Annotated in this window: 19 protein-coding genes; 13 read left to right on the top strand and 6 right to left on the bottom strand. The window is 71.2% G+C overall.

Annotated elements, in window-relative coordinates; genetic code table 11:
* Positions 1 to 2 precede the first annotated feature (2 nt).
* Together VH112_13745 and VH112_13740 are read left to right on the top strand one after the other, a co-directional pair.
* Complete coding sequence (locus VH112_13745; GenBank protein HEX4541299.1) at positions 3 to 1,052, top strand: ATP-binding cassette domain-containing protein; 1,050 nt, start codon at positions 3 to 5, stop codon at positions 1,050 to 1,052.
* Entirely contained in the window at positions 1,049 to 1,918 is an 870-nt protein-coding gene (locus VH112_13740) for an ABC transporter permease (GenBank protein ID HEX4541298.1), read from the top strand. The genes VH112_13745 and VH112_13740 overlap by 4 nt, the downstream gene beginning before the upstream one ends.
* Before the next feature lie 18 nt (positions 1,919 to 1,936).
* Here VH112_13740 and VH112_13735 read toward each other — a convergent pair whose 3' ends face one another.
* On the bottom strand, positions 1,937 to 3,469 hold the full coding sequence (locus VH112_13735) for a DUF885 family protein (GenBank protein ID HEX4541297.1): 1,533 nt from the start codon (positions 3,467 to 3,469) through the stop codon (positions 1,937 to 1,939).
* 24 nt (positions 3,470 to 3,493) lie between these two features.
* On the opposite strand from VH112_13735, the gene VH112_13730 reads away from it, so the two are divergent.
* Positions 3,494 to 3,709: a hypothetical protein gene (locus VH112_13730; protein ID HEX4541296.1), complete on the top strand. Its 216-nt coding sequence runs from the start codon at positions 3,494 to 3,496 to the stop codon at positions 3,707 to 3,709.
* 104 nt (positions 3,710 to 3,813) lie between these two features.
* On the top strand, positions 3,814 to 5,076 hold the full coding sequence (locus VH112_13725) for an NYN domain-containing protein (protein HEX4541295.1): 1,263 nt from the start codon (positions 3,814 to 3,816) through the stop codon (positions 5,074 to 5,076).
* A gap of 7 nt (positions 5,077 to 5,083) precedes the next feature.
* Here VH112_13725 and VH112_13720 read toward each other — a convergent pair whose 3' ends face one another.
* Positions 5,084 to 5,281: a hypothetical protein gene (locus VH112_13720; GenBank protein HEX4541294.1), complete on the bottom strand. Its 198-nt coding sequence runs from the start codon at positions 5,279 to 5,281 to the stop codon at positions 5,084 to 5,086.
* A gap of 56 nt (positions 5,282 to 5,337) precedes the next feature.
* Here VH112_13720 and queG point away from each other — a divergent pair, with 56 nt between their 5' ends.
* The 7 genes from queG (at position 5,338) to VH112_13685 (ending at position 12,150) form a co-directional block, all read left to right on the top strand.
* Entirely contained in the window at positions 5,338 to 6,498 is a 1,161-nt protein-coding gene (gene queG, locus VH112_13715; GenBank protein HEX4541293.1) for a tRNA epoxyqueuosine(34) reductase QueG, read from the top strand.
* A gap of 19 nt (positions 6,499 to 6,517) precedes the next feature.
* Positions 6,518 to 7,645, top strand: a complete 1,128-nt coding sequence (locus VH112_13710; GenBank protein ID HEX4541292.1) for a glycosyltransferase family 4 protein — start codon at positions 6,518 to 6,520, stop codon at positions 7,643 to 7,645.
* A 171-nt stretch (positions 7,646 to 7,816) separates the two neighbouring features.
* On the top strand, positions 7,817 to 8,257 hold the full coding sequence (locus VH112_13705; GenBank protein HEX4541291.1) for an SRPBCC family protein: 441 nt from the start codon (positions 7,817 to 7,819) through the stop codon (positions 8,255 to 8,257).
* Positions 8,257 to 9,507 carry an ArsA family ATPase gene (locus VH112_13700; protein ID HEX4541290.1) on the top strand — a complete coding sequence of 417 codons (1,251 nt, stop codon included), beginning with the start codon at positions 8,257 to 8,259 and terminating at the stop codon, positions 9,505 to 9,507. The genes VH112_13705 and VH112_13700 overlap by 1 nt, the downstream gene beginning before the upstream one ends.
* Positions 9,504 to 9,713, top strand: a complete 210-nt coding sequence (locus tag VH112_13695) for a hypothetical protein (protein HEX4541289.1) — start codon at positions 9,504 to 9,506, stop codon at positions 9,711 to 9,713. The genes VH112_13700 and VH112_13695 overlap by 4 nt, the downstream gene beginning before the upstream one ends.
* A 109-nt stretch (positions 9,714 to 9,822) precedes the next feature.
* A complete protein-coding gene (locus tag VH112_13690) occupies positions 9,823 to 10,935 on the top strand; it encodes a hypothetical protein (protein ID HEX4541288.1) in 1,113 nt (370 codons plus the stop codon).
* A 42-nt stretch (positions 10,936 to 10,977) separates the two neighbouring features.
* A complete protein-coding gene (locus tag VH112_13685; protein ID HEX4541287.1) occupies positions 10,978 to 12,150 on the top strand; it encodes an aminotransferase class I/II-fold pyridoxal phosphate-dependent enzyme in 1,173 nt (390 codons plus the stop codon).
* 4 nt (positions 12,151 to 12,154) lie between these two features.
* On the opposite strand, the gene VH112_13680 is transcribed toward VH112_13685, so the two are convergent.
* A complete protein-coding gene (locus VH112_13680; GenBank protein HEX4541286.1) occupies positions 12,155 to 12,772 on the bottom strand; it encodes a TetR/AcrR family transcriptional regulator in 618 nt (205 codons plus the stop codon).
* Between the two features lie 118 nt (positions 12,773 to 12,890).
* Between VH112_13680 and VH112_13675 the strand changes: the two genes are divergently transcribed.
* A complete protein-coding gene (locus VH112_13675; protein HEX4541285.1) occupies positions 12,891 to 13,613 on the top strand; it encodes a lysophospholipid acyltransferase family protein in 723 nt (240 codons plus the stop codon).
* 108 nt (positions 13,614 to 13,721) lie between these two features.
* The gene (locus tag VH112_13670; GenBank protein ID HEX4541284.1) at positions 13,722 to 14,399 is read left to right on the top strand and encodes an ACT domain-containing protein; all 678 of its coding nucleotides are present in this window, start codon (positions 13,722 to 13,724) and stop codon (positions 14,397 to 14,399) included.
* Between the two features lie 2 nt (positions 14,400 to 14,401).
* On the opposite strand, the gene VH112_13665 is transcribed toward VH112_13670, so the two are convergent.
* From VH112_13665 to VH112_13655, 3 genes are read right to left on the bottom strand one after another with little or no spacing between them, the layout of a single operon-like run.
* Positions 14,402 to 15,919 (bottom strand): glycerol kinase, encoded by a 1,518-nt coding sequence (locus VH112_13665; protein ID HEX4541283.1) that lies wholly within the window; start codon positions 15,917 to 15,919, stop codon positions 14,402 to 14,404.
* Between the two features lie 4 nt (positions 15,920 to 15,923).
* Positions 15,924 to 16,214: an MTH1187 family thiamine-binding protein gene (locus VH112_13660; GenBank protein HEX4541282.1), complete on the bottom strand. Its 291-nt coding sequence runs from the start codon at positions 16,212 to 16,214 to the stop codon at positions 15,924 to 15,926.
* Positions 16,215 to 16,263: 49 nt separating this feature from the next.
* Positions 16,264 to 17,463 (bottom strand): GNAT family N-acetyltransferase, encoded by a 1,200-nt coding sequence (locus VH112_13655; GenBank protein ID HEX4541281.1) that lies wholly within the window; start codon positions 17,461 to 17,463, stop codon positions 16,264 to 16,266.
* Between the last annotated feature and the right edge of the window lie 251 nt (positions 17,464 to 17,714).

The raw sequence follows: 17,714 nt of genomic DNA, 5'->3' as shown, positions 1-17,714 counted from the left end.
TCTTGGCGACCACCCGTGCACCTTCTGACCTCGCGCCGTCTCGGGGGACGGCGCCCGGCGACGGGAAAGGGCCCCTGGCCGTCCAGGTCGATGGTCTCGAGAAGCGCTACGGCGACATCCAGGCTGTGGACGGGGTCAGCTTCGAGGTGTCCCAGGGCGAGACCTTCGGCTTCCTCGGGCCCAACGGGGCGGGCAAGTCGACGACGATCTCGATGCTCTGCACGCTCGCCCGACCGACGGGCGGCCAGGCCTTGGTGGCCGGCTACGACGTTGTCAAGCAGCGAGCGGAGGTGCGGCGACGAATCGGCCTGGTCTTCCAGGACACCACGCTCGACGACTACCTCACGGCGACGGAGAACCTCATGTTCCACGCCGAGCTCTACGGCGTGGAACGGGCCGGACTCGATCGCCGGCTCCAGCAGGTCCTCGAGATGGTGGGCCTCTGGGAACGCCGAGGAGGCCTCGTCCGCACCTTCTCGGGCGGGATGAAGCGACGGCTGGAGATCGCCCGGGGGCTGATGCACTCGCCGCGGGTGCTGTTCCTCGACGAGCCGACGGTGGGTCTCGACCCCCAGACCCGCAGTCACATCTGGAGCTACATCAACCAGCTGCGGCGCCAGGAGGACATCACGATCTTCCTCACGACGCACTACATGGACGAAGCCGAGCACTGTGATCGCATCGCCATCATCGACGGCGGCAGCATCGTGGTGATCGACACCCCCGAGGCCCTGAAGGCGGGGGTTGGCAAGGACCGGGTCGAGGTGCGCACGGACGACGACGTGGCGGCCATGCGGGGACTGCTGAACGAGTTCGGGCTGGAGGCCACCCTGAGCGAGGGGGCCGTCACCTTCCACGTGGCGGCTGGTGAGGAGTTCGTTCCCCGGCTCTTCGCCGAGCTGCAGGTCCCCATCCGGTCAGTACGGGTGTCGCGCCCGACCCTCGACGACGTCTTCATGGCCCACACGGGCCGCACCATCCGCGACGCCGAGGCTTCGTCGTCCGAGCGCAACGCGGCGTCGCCCTGGATGAGGGCGGCGCGCCGGCGATGACGACCACTGTCGCGCCCGACGTCGCAGCCATCCGCCTGGCCGGGGGCGCCTGGCGCGACGAGCTTCGGGCGGCGCGCATGGTCTGGCGACGGGAGATCATCCGCTTCGGGCGCAACCGGCTGCGGATCGTGACCTCGCTGGCTCAGCCGGTGCTCTTCCTGTTCGTGCTGGGCACCGGGCTCTCGACGATCGTCCGAGGGGGTCCGGCCACGTCGGGCTCGAACTTCCGGACCTTCATCTTCCCCGGCATCGTCGCCATGACGGTCCTGTTCTCGGCCATCTTCTCGGCGGTGTCAATCGTCTGGGACCGGGAGTTCGGCTTCCTGCGTGAGATGCTGGTCGCTCCGATCCGGCGCTCGTCGCTGGTGGTGGGCAAGTGCGCGGGCGGGGCCACGGTCGCGACGCTTCAGGCCCTGATCATCCTCGTGCTGTCCCCCCTCGTGGGCATTCCGTTCTCGGCGCCGCTGCTGTTGATCCTGGTGGGCGAGATGGTCCTCATGGCAGTGGCCCTGACGGCCGTGGGCATGGTCCTGGCGGCGCGGATGCAGCAGGTGGAGTCGTTCCAGGTCGTGATGCAGTTCGTCGTGCTGCCCATGTTCTTCCTGTCGGGAGCGATGTTCCCTCTCGCGGGGCTGCCGCAGTGGCTCACCGTGCTGACCCGGCTCGATCCGTTGAGCTATGCCGTGGACCCCATGCGTCGGGCGGTGTTCGCCCACAGCTCGTCGGCGGCCCACTTCGCCACGCTCAGCCCGGGGCTCAGCTGGTTCGGGTGGCGCCTGCCGGTGGGGATCGAGCTCGGGGTCGTCCTGCTCATCGGGGTGGCGGCGCTGGGCATCGCCATCGTGCAGTTCTCCCGGCCCGACTGAGCGGGAGGGCCTGCCCCCTCAGCCGGGTCCGAGGGCGTCGCCGATGAGTCCGAGTGGCGGGGCACCGAGACCGAGCAGCGCTTCGTGGAAGCGCCGGTGGCGATACCGCCGGCCCCACCGGGTCCTGGCCTCGTCCTGGAAGGCCCTGATCTCGAGCTTGCCCCACGTGTAGCGGCCGTAGGTGGGATCGAAGCCCGCCCGCTCCGCCTCGCTCCGCGCCGCCGGTCCCCGAAGGAAGGCGTCCTCTTCGAATCGGTGGACAGCATCCTCCAGGCTCATGGCACCGGTGTGGATGCCGATGGCGACGGCGAGCCGGGTGATGCGTACGAGCGCCTCGACGTGGACCCCGATGGCAAAGCGCGGATCGTCGGCGCGGAAGCCCTCGTCGAGGACGAGCTCCTCGGCGTAATGCGCCCAGCCCTCGACGAACGCTGACGAGAACAGGATGCGGCGGACGTCGCCGTCGAGGCGGCGCAGCATTCGCCCGTGGGCGTAGTGGCCGGGCGTGACCTCGTGCACGGTGATGGCGGGCAGGGTGGTCCGGCTGAACACCGCCAGCCACTCGGCCTGCTCCTCGGCGGGCCAGACGGGATCGGGCGGATTGATGTAGTACCAGGCGGGCGCGTCGGCCTCGAACGGCGCCGTCCACGACATCATGGCCATGGCCCATCGCCGCGAGGGCGGCGCCGGACCCACCCGGCACTCGCCGCCGGGATCGGCGAGGAGGTCGCGGTCGACCACGAAGGCGGTCGCCTCGGCGATGAGCGCCCGGGCCTCGGCTTCGATGCCCTCAGGTCCGGCGTGGTCGGCGCCCAGCTCGGCCAGCAGCTCCCCTGGCCGGGCGCCGGGGCGAAGGCGGTCGCAGGCGTCGTCGAGCAGGCGGCGCACTCGGTCGGCCTCGGCGTCCGCCCGAAGAGCCAGGCGCCCGAGATCGACGGGCATCCCCTCGGGGTCGCCCATGAGTCGGGCGAGATTGGGGCCGCCGATGGCAACGTCGGGATCACCGCCGTCGCCGATCCCCTCGACGTGGTGGACGAGTCGTCCGTGGGCCTTCCTGGCCGCCTCGAGGTCCGCATCGCCCGCGCTCGACCCGGGCCCTTCGGGACTCTGCTCCAATCCCGCGACGAGCCCTCTCGTCGCCGGCAGCAGGGCCCGGGCGACCGGCGCCGGGACGAGGTCGAGCGACTCGATGGCGCCGTCCACGGCGGCGGGCCACGACGCCAGGTGACGCCGCTTGACGTCCTGGCGCTCGGCGAGAGGGGCGTACTCGCGGTCGTAGGTAGCCAGGTCGAGGTTGGCGATGTGCACGAGCGGGTTGCGGCGGTGCTCCTCCACCATGCCGAGCGCGGTGCGCAGCCCTTCCTCGGTGGTTCGCAGGTGGGCCTCGTCGTGGGCGTTCGGGTCTGGTGGCCCCTGCCCCAGCCGGGCCAGGGCGGCGGTCACTCCGCTCGGGGAGAGGTCCTGCACCTGCCCGTCGTACTCGTGCAGCCCGGCGTACTCACGCACCTCGGGCATCAACAGCTCGCACAGCACCCGCAGCCGGGGGTTCATCAGGCCGACGGTACTCTGAGCGCCGTGGACGCTCCCCGCTATCGGTGTGACGCCTGTGGCAACGTGACCCGGTTCGACGTGGTGTCGACACGCCGGACTCGGGCGTTTCACCACTACAGCGTCGGTGGTGACCTCACGGTCGAGGACGAGCAGCTCTTGTCCCACGTGGTGGAGGAGGTGTCGTGCCGATGGTGCGACACCGACCGTGCCGTGCAGGTGCTGCGGGAGAGCGAGGTCTGACGCCGCGGCGGCAGGAACCGTCCGCCGACGCGCTGTCATCGGGCCGCCCTCCCGGGCCGGCGTCGTCCTCGGGCCGCCCTCCCGGGCCGGATGGGGGCGCCCTGTTGCGACCGGCCCTCGAGCTGGCCTGGGCCGTGGCTCGGGCGGGCCAGCAGCTGGAGCCACGCATCGCGGCACCCCGGCCCATGAAGCCCCTGCTGGGATTCGCCCGACTGCCGGCTCGGGCCCTGGACGTCGTACGGCGTGTGGTCGACGAGGACGCCGACTTCCGGGAGCGGGTGGCCGCGGCGGCCGAGGAGATCGAGCTGCCCCGACCGGCGTGGCTCTTCGTGGCCCGGCCGGACGGGTGGGCGACCGAGCTCGACGGGCTGCTGGTGGCGGCGCGGGCCGAGATCGACGACCGCCACGGGGAGCAGGACGAGCGGGAGGCACGCCGCCGGGTGCGAGCTGCCGAGGCATCGGCTCGGCGGATCGAGGAGGCGCTCGCCCGCGAGAGAGAGCGCGCCGTGCGGACGGCCGAGGAGCTTCGGGCCGAGCGTCGATCGCGCCGCGCCGCCGAAGAGGATGCCGCCACCGCCCGTCGGCGGGCCGACGCTCTGACCGGCGACCAGGCCAAGGCCAGCCGGGCGCTCGAGGAAGCGAGGGCCGAGCTCGCCCGCCTGCGAACCGTGGTGCGCAAAGGACCCGACCTCGAGACCCTTGCCCGCGAGATCGCGGAAGCTGCCGAGGCTGCATCCTCCCTCGCCGCCACGCTGCGCTCGAGCGCGAACTCGCTCAGTCCCTCCGTCCCTGACGACCCCGAGGAGGTAGCCGACGACGTCGAGCAGGCCGCTGCTTCCCCACCCGTGTCGGCGCCTCCGCGACCCCGCCCCCGATCGTCGAGTCCTCGGAAGGAGCGTCGCCCTTCACGACGTCCGGCGCCACTGCCGCCTGGCATGCGGGACGATTCCCCCGAAGCCGCCGAGCACCTGGTGCGGCTGAGCGGGACCGTGCTCGTCGTCGACGGGTACAACGCCTCTCTCGCCTGGCGCCCCTCGTTGTCGATCGGCGAGCAGCGGCGCCGGCTCGTCGACGCACTGGAGGAGTTGGCGACGAGGACGAAGTCCGGCGTGCACGTCGTCTTCGACGGCGTCGAGCCCGCGCAGCCGGTGACGTCGGCCGGGCCCCGGCGCCTGGTGCGGACGCGGTTCTCCCCACCTGACGTCGAGGCCGACGAGATCGTCGTCGGCTTGGTCGACGACCTGCCCGTCCAGAGCCCGGTGGTGGTCGCTTCGAACGACCGGGCCGTGCGCGAGGACGCCGAGCGGCGGGGCGCCAACGTCATCTCGGTCAGCCAGCTCATGGCCGTCCTGCGCCGGGAGCTCTGAGCGCGCCTCAGCCCGCCCGGGTGTGACGAAGGTGGGGCACCAGCCCCACGTCGCCCAACATGCGTACGGCGCGGGCCTCGTCGGCGTCGATGAGCACGGCGTCGCCGGGCGTCCGGTCCAGGATGAAGCTGACCACGCAGTCCTCGCACGCAGCACTGTCGAGCATCGAGCAGTCGTGGCAGCTGATCGTCATCGAATCGCTCATGACCCGCATGGTGGCACCCGGGTGTATCAACCGCCCTCCGGTGCAAGCATGGGGTCGTGGTCCGCCGCGCCCTGGCTCTCGACGACCTGCGCCCGCTGGCCGACGAGCTTTCGTCCCTGGCACGGGCGTCGGGGCTGGACGCGGTCGGCATCACCGGGGCTGAGCCGTTCGAGTCCACCCGCCGGCACCTCGAGGACCGTAAGGCGGCCGGGCTGCACGGCGGGATGCATTTCACCTACGGGGACCCGGGTCGCGCCACCGATCCCGCTGGCTCCGTTCCCGGCGCCCGCGCCCTGGTGGTGGGTGCCCGGTCGTATCGGCGGGCGCCCCCGGAGGACACTCCAGCGACCGGAGCCCTCGGCCGGGTGGCCCGCTACTCCTGGAGCGACCACTACGAGCCGCTGCGTGCAGCTCTTGGTGTGGTGGCCGGTCGGCTGGAGGCCGCCGGATGGCAGGCGCGGGTGGTGGTCGACGACAACGCCATGGTCGACCGGGCCGCGGCCCACCGGGCGGGCCTGGGGTGGTACGGCAAGAACACGGTCCTCCTGCTGCCCGGGAGGGGGTCGTGGTTCGTGCTGGGGTCGGTCGTCACCGACGCGCCCCTTCCGCCGAGGACGGCGGGCGGTGGCGGTACCTGCGGGACCTGCGCCCGATGTCTGGCCGCCTGTCCCACGGGTGCCCTGGTGGAACCGGGTGTGCTCGACGCCAGACGGTGCCTGGCCTGGCTGCTCCAGGCGCCGGGGGTGTTCCCGATCGAGCTCCGATCGGCACTGGGGGGCCGCATCTACGGATGCGACGACTGCCAGGAGGTATGCCCGCCCAACCGCAGCGAGGATCGGCGCCATCCTCCGCCTCCGGCGGGGGAGGACGACGAGCCGTGGGTCGAGCTGGTCTGCCTCCTCGGATCCAGCGACGCCGAGCTCCTCGGCCACCTCGGGCGCTGGTACATCCCGCGGCGCCAGCCCCGTTACCTTCGACGCAACGCCCTGGTGGCGCTGGGCAACGTGGGCGACGGGCGCGACCGGCGGGTGGCCCGAGCGCTGCGTGACGCGCTGGCCCACCGGGACCCACTGGTGCGGGCCCACGCGGTCTGGGCCGCCGCCCGCCTGGGTCGCCACGACCTGGCGTCCGGCCTCGCCGGGTCGGAGACCGATACCGAGGTGGTGGCCGAGCTCAGGACCGCGGGGCTCGCTGGGCACGACGGGCTCGCCGGGTGACCGGAGCCCGGCTCGCCAGATGAGGCACCTCCTCGTCACCAACGACTTCCCACCCAAGGTCGGCGGCATCCAGTCCTACTTGTGGGAGCTGTGGCGGCGGCTCCCGCCCGACTCGTTCTCGGTCCTCACGATCGATCACCCCGAGAGCGCCGTATTCGACGCCGCCCAGCCCTTCGACATCGAGCGCCTGGCGACCCGGATGCTGCTGCCCTCGCCAGGCCTGGCGCGCCACATCCGCCGTCGCTGTGAGCGGACTGGCGCCCGCCTCGTCGTGCTCGATCCCGCGCTCCCGGTGGGTCTGGTCGGCCCCGCCCTGGGCCTGCCGTACGCGCTGGTCCTGCACGGCGCCGAGGTGACGGTCCCCGGCCGGCTGCCCGGCGCCCGCCCCCTGCTGGCCCGGGTGCTGCGGGACGCCGCTGCCGTCATCGCAGCCGGCACCTATCCGGAGGCGCAGGCCCGGCGGGCTGCCGGCAGCGGCATGCCCCCGGTGACCGCCATACCGCCCGGGGTCGACGGCGAACGCTTCCGGCCGCTCGACGACCGCGAGCGGACCAGGGCCCGGGCGGCGCTGGGCCTACCGGCCGAGGGCCGACTGGTCGTCAGCGTGAGCCGCCTGGTTCCCCGAAAGGGCATGGACGTGCTCATCGACGCCGCGTCCCGCCTCTCCGCGGCCCGACCGGATCTCACCGTCGCCATCGCCGGAACCGGTCGGGACCGGAGCCGGCTCGAGCGGCGCATCGCCAAGACCGCCGCCCCCGTTCGACTCATGGGTCGGGTTGCGGACGACGTGCTGCCGCAGCTCTACGGCTGCGCCGACGTGTTCGCCATGCTCTGCCGGGATCGCTGGGCCGGCCTCGAGCAGGAGGGGTTCGGGATCGTGTTCCTGGAGGCGGCGGCCTGCGCGGTGCCGCAGGTGGCGGGGGACAGCGGAGGGGCGGCCGAGGCCGTGGTCGACGGCGCCACCGGCCTCGTCGTCCGGCGGCCCGGCGACGTCGACGAGGTGACCGCCTCGCTGGGGCCGCTCCTCGACGACGAGGGACGGCGTCGCCGTCTGGGCCTTGCCGCCCGGTCGCGTGCCGAGTCGGGCTTCGACTACGAGGTCCTGGCAGCCCGGCTGGACGTGGCGCTGCGAAAGCTCGTCGAGTGATCGCCGTTCGCGGCGCCCGAGGCGGTCGTGCCGGCGATAGGTGGAGCGATTGCTACGCTGCCGTACTCGTGCGACGGCTTGACCGGCGATCCGCGGTTCCGGTGCTCACGCTCCTTGGCAGGTGGCGGCCGCTGTCGTGCCCCGGCATGGGCGCCCGGGCAGGGAGTGACGGTGGCTGAGCTCGCAACTGAGCGGATGATCATGCGGGCGTCACCGGAGCGCTGCTACGAGGTGGTCACCGACTTCGAGCACTACCTCGAGTGGGCCGCCGACATCAAGCAGGTCGAGGTGGTCGAGCGCGAGGCGGACGGTCGCCCCGCTGCGGTGACCTTCCGGGCTGCCGCGTTCGGCCGAAGCACCAGCTACACGCTCGCCTACGACTACACGGCGGCGCCGCACGAGCTGACGTGGGTGCAGACCGAGGGTGACCTCACGTCCCGGCTAGACGGGGCGTATGTGTTCGAGCCGACCGTAGATGGGGACACCGAGGTGGTGTACCGCCTCGTCGTCGAGCTCAAGGTGCCCATCCCTGGCTTCGTCAAGCGCCGGGCCGAAGGGCGCATAATGCACACCGCTCTGAAGAACCTCAAGGCCAGGGCCGAGTCCAACTAGTGACATCGCCTTCGGGGAGGGTCCTGCTCTTCACGGGCAAGGGCGGCGTGGGCAAGACCACCGTGGCCGCGGCGACCGCGTTGCGGTGCGCCGATGCGGGGGCTCGCACGCTCGTGCTGTCGACGGACCCCGCGCACTCGCTGTCCGACTCGTTCGAGCGGCCCCTCGGACCTCGGCCCACGCCGATCGAGGGCAACCTCTCGGGCCAGCAGCTCGATGCCACCGAGCGGTTCGCCGAGGTGTGGGGCGACGTCCAGGAATGGTTGATGGCGGTGCTCGACTGGGCCGGGATGGACGCCCTCGAGGCAGAGGAGCTGTCCATCGTGCCGGGGCTCGAGGAGATCTTTGCCTTGGCCGACATCAAGGATCACGCGAGCTCGGGACGCTGGGACGTCATCGTGGTCGACTGCGGGCCGACGGCGGAGACGATCCGGCTGCTGTCGTTGCCAGACGTTCTCGAGTGGTACATGAGTCGGGTCTTCCCGGTCGAGCGAACACTGACGAGAGTGGTGCGCCCGTTCATGCGCCGGGTGACGTCGTTGCCGGTGGCGGGCGATGAGGTCTTCGATGCGGTCCGTGGTTTCTACGACCGTCTCGAGGGCGTCCGGAGCCTGCTGACGAACGCGGCCGTGACGAGCGTCCGGCTGGTCGTCAACCCCGAGCGGATGGTGATCGCCGAAGCCCGGCGCACGGCGACCTACCTCTCCTTGTTCGGCTACCAGGTCGACGCCGTGGTGGCCAACCGCTTGTTGCCCGAGGCGGTGACCGATCCCTGGTTCACGGCGTGGAAGCGGACGCATGCCGACCATCTGGCTGCTATCGAGGCGGGGTTCGCGCCGCTGCCTGTGCTTCGCGCCGAGCTGGCGGCCGAGGAGCTCGTGGGACTGGATCGGCTGCGGGCGTTCGCCGAGGTGCTGCACGCCGACGGGGACCCAGCGGCCGTCCTCCATCGGGGCCGGACGATGAGAATCGAGCGTCGAGGATCGTCGCACGTGCTCGGCCTGCCACTACCGTTCGCCGATCGGCACGCCGTCGAGCTCGGCCGACGCGACGGGGAGCTTCTGGTGCGGGTCGGCTCGCATCGACGGGCCGTCGTGCTGCCTGACTCGTTGCGACGCAGGGAGGTCACGGGGGCGACAATGGAGGACGGCTGGCTGGAGATCGGCTTCGAGACCGCGGCGGAGGGGGCGGACGGGGCGCACGCATCCGGGGACCGCGTGCACGGCCAGATGCGGGAGGAGGCGCTGTGAACGAGGATCGAGCCCGCGAGGTGTTCGAGCATCTGCAGGCCGCGGCGCTGGAGATGATCGCCGCGGCGCGTGCTGCGCTCGACGTGGCCGAGGAGCTGGTGAAGGATCCACCGTCGACGGGGGGTGCGCTCGCCGGTATGGCGGAGGCAGGCCGGCGAGGTCCCCGACCCGACTCCCAGCGCGTGCAGCGGATCGACGTGTCCTAGGCGGGGAGGCGCCGACGACACGGGCCGCCCCCCCCGGCCGGCCTTGGCCTCACCAGGCGACGTCCCGCCCAGGCGACGTAGCATCACCACAGCCGAGCCGGGAGGTCTCGTGGTTGCGCTGACCAAGGACACCATTCGCATCCTGGCGGCGTTCCAGAGCCAAGATGCGCCTGTCGTCTCGCTCTACCTCGACGTGGACGGCCGGCGACGCCCACGACCGCAGGAGTACGAGCGCCAGCTCGATCGTATGGTCCGCGAGGCCCTCGGCTCCTCCAACGGGGGGCGCCCCGCGGCCAGGGACCTGGACCGGATCGTGGCCCATGTCCGACGGGGCCTGGACCGCTCGAGGGTGCGAGGCGTGGCGCTGTTCTCGTGTGAGGCCGCGGGCCTGTGGGAGGTCCTAGAGCTGCCGATGCCGGTGTGCGATCAGCTGGTGGTCAACCGGAGTCCACAGGTGGCCCAGCTCGAGCGACTGAGCGAGGAGCACGAGCGGTTCGGGGTCCTGCTGGCGGACCGGCAACGGGCGCGAGTGCTCGTTGTCGAGATGGGAGAGGTCGCTCACGCCGAGACCCTGTTCGAGGAGCTCCCCCGCCACGAGGACGACCGGGGCGAATGGGACAAAGACCACGTGCACGGCCACCAGGCGGTCGCTGCCCAGCACCACCTCAGACGGGCTGGGCACCTGGCGTTCTCGGTCTTCAAGGGGACTGGCTTCGAGAACCTGGTCCTGAGCGGCCCCGAGGAGGTGCTCGCCGAGCTCGAGCGGGAGCTGCACTCCTACCTGCGTGACCGCATCGTGGCCCGCCTCTCGACACCGACGACCGCCGGCGACGAGGAGGTGCGCCAGGCGGTGCTGCGGGTCGAGGATCAGGTCGAGCGCGAGCGGGAGACGACCCTCCTCGACTCCCTCCGGGATCGTCTCGGCACGGGGACCGCCGTGGTCGGGCTCGGGCGGGTGCTCGGGGCGCTTCTCGAGCGGAGGGTGGAGACCTTGCTCGTCTCGGCCGGGTTCGCGACTTCCGGCTGGCGGTGCCCGCGCTGCGCGGCCCTGGCCGAGCGAGGCCGCACCTGTCCTGTCTGCTCGGCGAAGATGGACCTGGTGGACGACGTCGTGGAGGAGGCGGTGGCGGACGCGGTGCTGCGCTCGTGTCGGGTCGTGACCTGCGTGGACAGCGCCGACCTCGACGTGATGGGCAGGATCGGCGCCCTTCTGCGGTACTGACAATCCCGGCCATCGCCGGCGACGAGACGGTACCTTCTTGCTATGGAGTTCCGCCGGATCAAGGGCCTGCCCCCGTACGTCTTCAGCCAGATCGACAGCCTGAAGAGGGATGCCCGCCACGCCGGCGGCGACGTCATCGACCTCGGCTTCGGCAACCCCGACATCCCGTCGCCCGATGTCGCGGTCGAGAAGCTGGCCGAAGCGGCACACAATCCCCGCAACCACCGCTACTCGGCGAGCCGCGGCATCCCCAAGCTTCGTCTGGCCATCTCCAACCTGTACCTCCGCCGCTTCGGCGTAGAGGTCGACCCGGAGACCGAGGTGGTCACCACCATCGGAGCCAAAGAGGCGTTGTCCCACCTGATGTGGGTCCTCATCGGCCCCGGCGACACCGCCCTGGTGCCGTCGCCGTCGTACCCCATCCACATCTATGCCCCCCTCTTCACGGGGGCAGACGTGCGCCAGGTGCGCATGGGCCCCGAGGAGGACTTCTTCGAGAACGTCATGGAGGTGTGGGAGTCCACTTGGCCGAAGCCCCGGGTCATCGTGCTGTCATTCCCGCACAACCCGACGACGGCGTGCGTGGATCTCGGCTGGATGTCGCGACTGGTGGACTTCGCCCGTGAGCACGAGGTCGTGCTCGTCCACGACTTCGCCTACTCGGACACGTACTACGACGGGTGCGTGCCGCCGTCGATCCTCCAGGTGCCGGGGGCAAAAGAGGTGTCGGTCGAGCTGTACACGCTGACCAAGTCCTTCTCTATGGCGGGCTGGAGGGTGGCGTTCATGGTCGGCAACCCGGAGATCGTGGCCGCGCTGACCAAGTTGAAGAGCTACCTGGACTACGGGACCTTCCAGCCCATACAGATCGCCGCCATCGTGGCCATGAACGAGGCCTCCGACTATCCCAAGGTCGTCAACGAGATCTATTTGGGACGGCGAGACGCGCTCTGCGATGGCCTGTCACGCATGGGGTGGGACGTGGCCAAACCCAAGGGCACGATGTTCGTCTGGGCGCCCATCCCCGAGCCGTATCGCGAGATGGGCTCGCTGGAGTTCTCCAAGTTCCTCGTGTCCGAGGCGAAGGTGGCAACCTCGCCCGGCGTGGGGTTCGGGCCGGGGGGCGACGCCCATGTCCGCTTCGCCCTCATCGAGAACGAGAAGCGGATCGGTCAGGCCGTGCGCAGCCTGCGCCGGTCGCTGACGAAGCTGTAGCGCGTCAGATCGCAGCGGCTGCGGGAGCCGGCTCCGGTGGCCCGCACAGCCCGTCGAGACAGAAGGCGACGGCTGCGTCGGCCACGTCGTCGGGGGCGGCTCCGTGCTCGAAGATCATCACGCGCGCCAGATGGTTCGTGACGCCGAGCACCGCGTGGGTGAGCACGGTCGGGTCGGTATCGCGTATCCGTCCCGCCCCGATGCCCTCCTTGATGTGGCGCGCAGCGTCACCGACTGCCACCTCCTCGCCCCGGCGCAGCATGCCCGAGAAACGCTCCTCCGTCGCTGCGAACTGGAAGAGCGTGAACAGATGGCGATGGTCGCCCAGCCACCGCATGGACGTCCGGATGCCGAGCTCGATGCGACGGAGGGGATCGGGCTCGTCGGCAATGGCCTGTTGCTGGCAGCGGCGCAGCTCCTGCTGCGCCTCACGGAGGATCTCGCCGAACAGCTCCTCTTTCGAAGAGAAGTACCAGTAGAAGACCCCTTTGCCCACACCCAGCCCGGCGACGATCTCCGCCACCGATGTAGGGTGGTACCCGTTCTCGGCAAAGCGGCGGGCGGCGTACTCCACGAGTTGACGACGCCGCTCCCGACCACGCTGGGTGAGACGACGGTCCACTGGGCGGACCATAGGCACCCTTGACCGTCCGGTCAAGGAAGCGGAGCGGCGGGACCTTGTTCGGTCGTCGCCCAATGGCGCGTCGACGGCGGACGACGGTGACGACAAGATAGGAGTCATGATGTTGTACTGGGCGTTGAAGGCGGTGCTGACCCCGGTGCTGCGCTTCTTCTACCGGGTCAGGGTGGAAGGCCTGGAGAACGTCCCCCGTTCGGGGCCGGCGATCCTGGCCAGCAACCACCTGTCGTTCTCCGACTCGATCTTCCTGCCCCTCGTGCTGCGGCGTCGGATGACGTTCGTGGCCAAAGCCGAGTACTTCGACGACCCCAAATCAGCATGGTTCTTCCGGGCGCTCGGGCAGATCCCGGTCAAGCGGGAGGGCGGCTCGGCGGCCCAGGGCGCCCTGGACGCCGCCCGGGAGGTGCTCGAGCGGGGCGAGCTGTTCGGCATCTATCCAGAGGGCACCCGCTCCCCCGACGGGCGCCTGCACCGGGGCCATACCGGCGTCGCCCGGCTGGCCCTCAACTGCGGGGTCCCCGTGCTGGCCGTCGCCATGGTGGGTACGCGCGAGCTGCAGCCCATCGGCCAGGTGCGGCCTCGGCTGTTCATGCCCGTCACGATCCGCTTCTCGGCGCCGATGACCTTCGAGCGCTACTACGACAGAGCCGACGACCCGAGGGTGCTCCGCCGGATCACCGACGAGATCATGTTCGAGCTTCGCAACGTGTCGGGCCAGGAGTACGTCGATCGGTACGCCACCCGCAAGACCGTCCTGGGCGCCGCCGAGGAGTCCCGCATCCGGTCGACTCCATCGCCCGAACCGGTCGCTGCCGCCGGGTAGAGGGGGGCTGGCCCGTAGACGCCGGCCGGGTGAGCGCCGACGACCCATAACGCCAGCTTCTCGGTTTGGAAACGCGACAGCAACCTTGACTACGTAGGCTCTGCTGTCATGCCGATCTATCTGGTGAGGGTTTGGGTGCCGGATCGCCCCGGCGCGCTCGGCGCAGTAGCCAGCCGCATCGGCGCCGTGGGCGGCGACCTGGTGGGTGTCGAGATCCTCGAGCGCGGTGGCGGCCGCGCCGTGGACGAGGTCCTCGTGGACCTGCCCGATGCGGAGCGGGTGTCGCTGATGGTGTCCGAGGTCGGGGAGGTGGACGGGGTCGACATCGAGGATGTCCGGCCGTCGCTCCGTGGCGCCCCGGACGCCGGCTTGGAGGCGCTCGGGACGGCGGCTGCGCTTGTCGAGCAGACGGCCATTGACGGGCTCCTCGACGACCTGGCCGAGCACAGTCAGCGGGTGTTCGACGCCGACTGGGCGGCGGTGATCGATCTTGACGGGCCCGTTCCGCTGGCCAGCGTGGGCGTGACGCCACCAGGTCCCTGGTTGGGCGCATTCGTGGCCGGCAGCCGCTCGTCGGTACGGGTCGCCGCCGGTGAGTGCGGACCCGATGACGTGGCCTGGGCGTCGTTGGACCGCGCCGACCTGGCCCTGGTCCTGGGCCGCCGGGGCCGCCCGTTCCGTTCCCGCGAGCGAGCGCAGCTGGCCGTGCTGGCGAGCATCGGTGACCACCGCTGGGCGGAGCTGGTCACGAGGGTCTCGCACCAGGCCCATCCGAGCATCTGCTGAGCTCAGGAAGGGGCCCAGGCCAGGGCGCGCTCGACGGCCCGGCGCCACCCCTCGTGATGGGCGTCGGCGCCGGCCTTCGAGGCGCGAGGCGTCATCGCCGCCTCAGGCGTCCACAGCCCGGCGACCTCGTCCATGGAGCCCCACACGCCCTCGGCCAGCCCGGCGAGCAGGGCCGCCCCCACGCCGGTCGTCTCGACCACTCGGGGTCGGGTGACGGGGGCCTGCAGCTGGTCGGCCTGGATCTGAAGAAGCAGGTCCATCACCGACGCCCCTCCGTCGACCCGAAGACTGGGCACCTCGTGGCCCGAGCAGGCGGTCATCGCCTCGACGACGTCGCGGGTCTGGAACGCCATCGCCTCCACGATGGCCCGGGCCACGTGGGCCCGGCCCACGCCGCGGGTCAGGCCGACGACCGTGCCCCTGGCGTAGGGATCCCACCAGGGGCTGCCGAGGCCGGTGAAGGCGGGCACCATGAACACGCCCTCGCTGCTGTCGACGCTGGCGGCCAGCGGGCCCATCTCGGCCGCCTCGGAGATGATGCCGAGGCCGTCGCGCAGCCACTGGATGCCCGCACCGGTGGCGAAGATGGCCCCTTCTAGGGCGTAGGCCACGTCGGGACCGGGCCCACCGAGGCCTGGGTCGAGCTCCCAGGCCACGCTGGTGAGCAGCCCGTCTGCAGGTGGCGGGGGCGCGGCGCCGACGTTCATGAGGACGAAGCTTCCGGTGCCGTAGGTGTTCTTCGTCATGCCCGTTCCCACACACGCCTGGCCGAACAGCGATGCGGCCTGGTCACCCGCGATCCCCCCCACGGGCACACCAGCCTGGAGACCGGCGACGGCGCCGGGGGCGACGGATCCGAAGCGGCCGGCGGAGGGGCGGACCTCGGCCAGCGCCGACCCGGGGATGTCGAACAGCTGGCACAGCTCTTCGGACCAGCGCCGATCGACGATGTCGTAGAGAAGCGTGCGGCTGGCGTTGGACGGGTCCGTGCGGTGGACCCCGCCGTGCGGCCCACCGGTCAGGTTCCAGAGCACCCAGGAGTCCACGGTCCCGAGCATCAGTCCGGGGCTCCGCTGGACGCCGCCCTCGGTGAGCAGCCACTCGAACTTGGTGGCCGAGAAATAGGGGTCGAGGACGAGCCCGGTGCGGTCCCGCACCAGAGGCAGGTAACCGGCATCCCTGAGGGCGTCGCACCGCCCCGCGGTCCGACGGTCCTGCCACACCAGCGCCCGGTGGAGCGGTCGGCCGGTGTCGCGGTCCCACGCCACTGCCGTCTCCCGCTGATTGGTCATGCCGATGGCCGCGACCGCCTCGTGGCGGTCGGCCAGCTGGGTGCTGACCGTCGACAGCACGTGCTGGACGCCGCGCCAGATCTCGTCGGCATCGTGCTCGACCCAACCGGGGCGGGGATAGTGCTGGGTCAGCTCTCGGTACGACGAGAGCACCGGAGATCCGGCCTCGTCGACGGCCAGCGCCCGAACTCCCGTGGTGCCGGCGTCGATGGCGAGCACGACTGTCACCGCGTCATCCGAGGTGCCGCAGCACCGACTGCATCTTCGTCGTCATGGCGTTGTCATGGTCGGGACGAAAGTCGATCTTCATGACCAGGCTCACCCTGGGCGCCCTCTCTGCGACCCGGTCCACGCAGGCCTTGATGACCGGCATCACCTCGTCCCATTCGCCTTCGACGTTGGTGAACATGGCGTTGGTTTCCGAAGCGAGCCCGCTGTCGCGCACGACCCTGATCGCGTCGGCGACCAGCTCGCCGACCGATTCCCCGACGCCGAGCGGGGTCAGAGAGAAGGCGGCGATCATGATGGACCTCCCGTGCGTGGATGTGCGCCCGCGTGCGCTCGGGCGGATCTTAAAAGAAGGTGACCGCCCACGGTGGGGGGTCCCACGCCAGCGCGGCGTGCGTGCGAGCCGCAGCGCCGGCGACGCGTTCGGCCACGCGACCAGCGCGGACGAGCGGGCCGAGGCCGACGCCGCCGAGGAAGGTAGCGGCCAGGTCGGCAGTATCGAGGCTCAGGTCGGGTCGTGCGGAGGTCCGGGTGCACCGGGCGCCGTCAGGACCACCCTCCAATAACCAGCGCCCCTCGTTCCACGGGCAGAAGGCGTCCGAGACCTCGAGAACCACACCCACGTCGGTCGAGTACCGGCGGCCGGAGAGTGCCCCCTCGAGGTCCACCAGGCGCACCCAGAGGGCGTCGGTCACCCGGCGCTGTAGGGCCTGGGTGTCGGCCAGCATCCAGACCAGCGGCTCGTCGACCGGACGCTGGCCGGCCTTGACTGTGCGGACCAGGTCGGTGTCGAGGAGAAACCGCCAGACGGTGCCCTCGGCCTGGGGGCTGACAGCGATGACCTCTGCGGCGACCAGCTCGTGTAGAGGGCCGCCGATGCTCCAGTCGGCGGTCACCCGGTACGAGGCGTACGCCTCGACGCCCGATGGCCCCTCGACCAGGGCGTGGCGGAGCTCACGGCGGCGGCGCAGCAGGAGGCTGATCCAGGCGGGGGAGCGGTCGACCATCCCCGGCCTCGTTCGCCACAGGCGCTCGTGGACGGCGGCCATCGCGGGCCGGACCTCGTCCCCCTCGACGAGACGGACGGGCAGGTCCACCGGGATCCCGGGGACGAAGTGGGTCGCCGCCCGGGCGACCTCCCAGCTCAGGCCGAGGACGGCCAGGCCGAAGCCGAAGCGGCGGTAGATCCGGCTCTCCGACGCCCAGAGGCAGGCGAGGGGCTCCCCTCGGCTGCGGACGTCGTCCAGCTGTCGGCGAATGAGCTCGGTCAGCAGGCCGCGACGCCGGTGGGTCGGCAGCACCCCCACGTTTCGCACCCCCGCGGCGCCCAGGTGGCCGCCCGGTACCGAGAGACGGAACGTCGACGCCCCTGCCGTCGCCACCACGGTCGGACCCTCCCAGGCGGCCAGGGTGCGCTCCGGCTCCAGGGTGTCGAAGCTGGCCTCGAACCGCTCCTTGTCGAAGGGCTGGCTGAAGGCAAGGCTGGCGGCGCGCGCGCAGGCCTCGGCCTCCGCTGGCTCGATGGTCCGGATGATCACGTCCACGTCCCGACGTTCTACCGGGTCAGGGTGGGTGGGGCTTGCCCCGGGCGGTCGGTCGCCCTTGGAGCGCCCTCCATATGGCACAGTCTCTTGACAGCCGTGAAGTTACGGTGCTGTAATTAGACGCTAGATCTTGTGCTACCGGACACTGGTAGCCACAACCGGTTGTGGTCAGGGCCTGTCGTACTCGGGGAGCCCTGATCCTGGGGGTGGCTGAGGGAGGGCCCGGTGGGCACGGGCCAGACCGCATCCCC

The organism is Acidimicrobiales bacterium (assembly GCA_036270875.1).
Classification (GTDB): Bacteria; Actinomycetota; Acidimicrobiia; order Acidimicrobiales; family AC-9; genus AC-9.
The sequence above is the reverse complement of the archived record's forward strand: the minus strand, read 5'-3'. Positions and strand labels throughout refer to the sequence as shown.

Coding starts and splice junctions, on each gene's coding strand:
- VH112_13675 (HEX4541285.1), top strand. CDS start 12,891: ATGATGTTGTACTGGGCGTTGAAGGCGGTGCTGACCCCGGTGCTGCGC.
- VH112_13670 (HEX4541284.1), top strand. CDS start 13,722: ATGCCGATCTATCTGGTGAGGGTTTGGGTGCCGGATCGCCCCGGCGCG.
- VH112_13710 (HEX4541292.1), top strand. CDS start 6,518: ATGAGGCACCTCCTCGTCACCAACGACTTCCCACCCAAGGTCGGCGGC.
- VH112_13685 (HEX4541287.1), top strand. CDS start 10,978: ATGGAGTTCCGCCGGATCAAGGGCCTGCCCCCGTACGTCTTCAGCCAG.
- VH112_13735 (HEX4541297.1), bottom strand. CDS start 3,469: ATGAACCCCCGGCTGCGGGTGCTGTGCGAGCTGTTGATGCCCGAGGTG.
- VH112_13660 (HEX4541282.1), bottom strand. CDS start 16,214: ATGATCGCCGCCTTCTCTCTGACCCCGCTCGGCGTCGGGGAATCGGTC.
- VH112_13740 (HEX4541298.1), top strand. CDS start 1,049: ATGACGACCACTGTCGCGCCCGACGTCGCAGCCATCCGCCTGGCCGGG.
- VH112_13720 (HEX4541294.1), bottom strand. CDS start 5,281: ATGAGCGATTCGATGACGATCAGCTGCCACGACTGCTCGATGCTCGAC.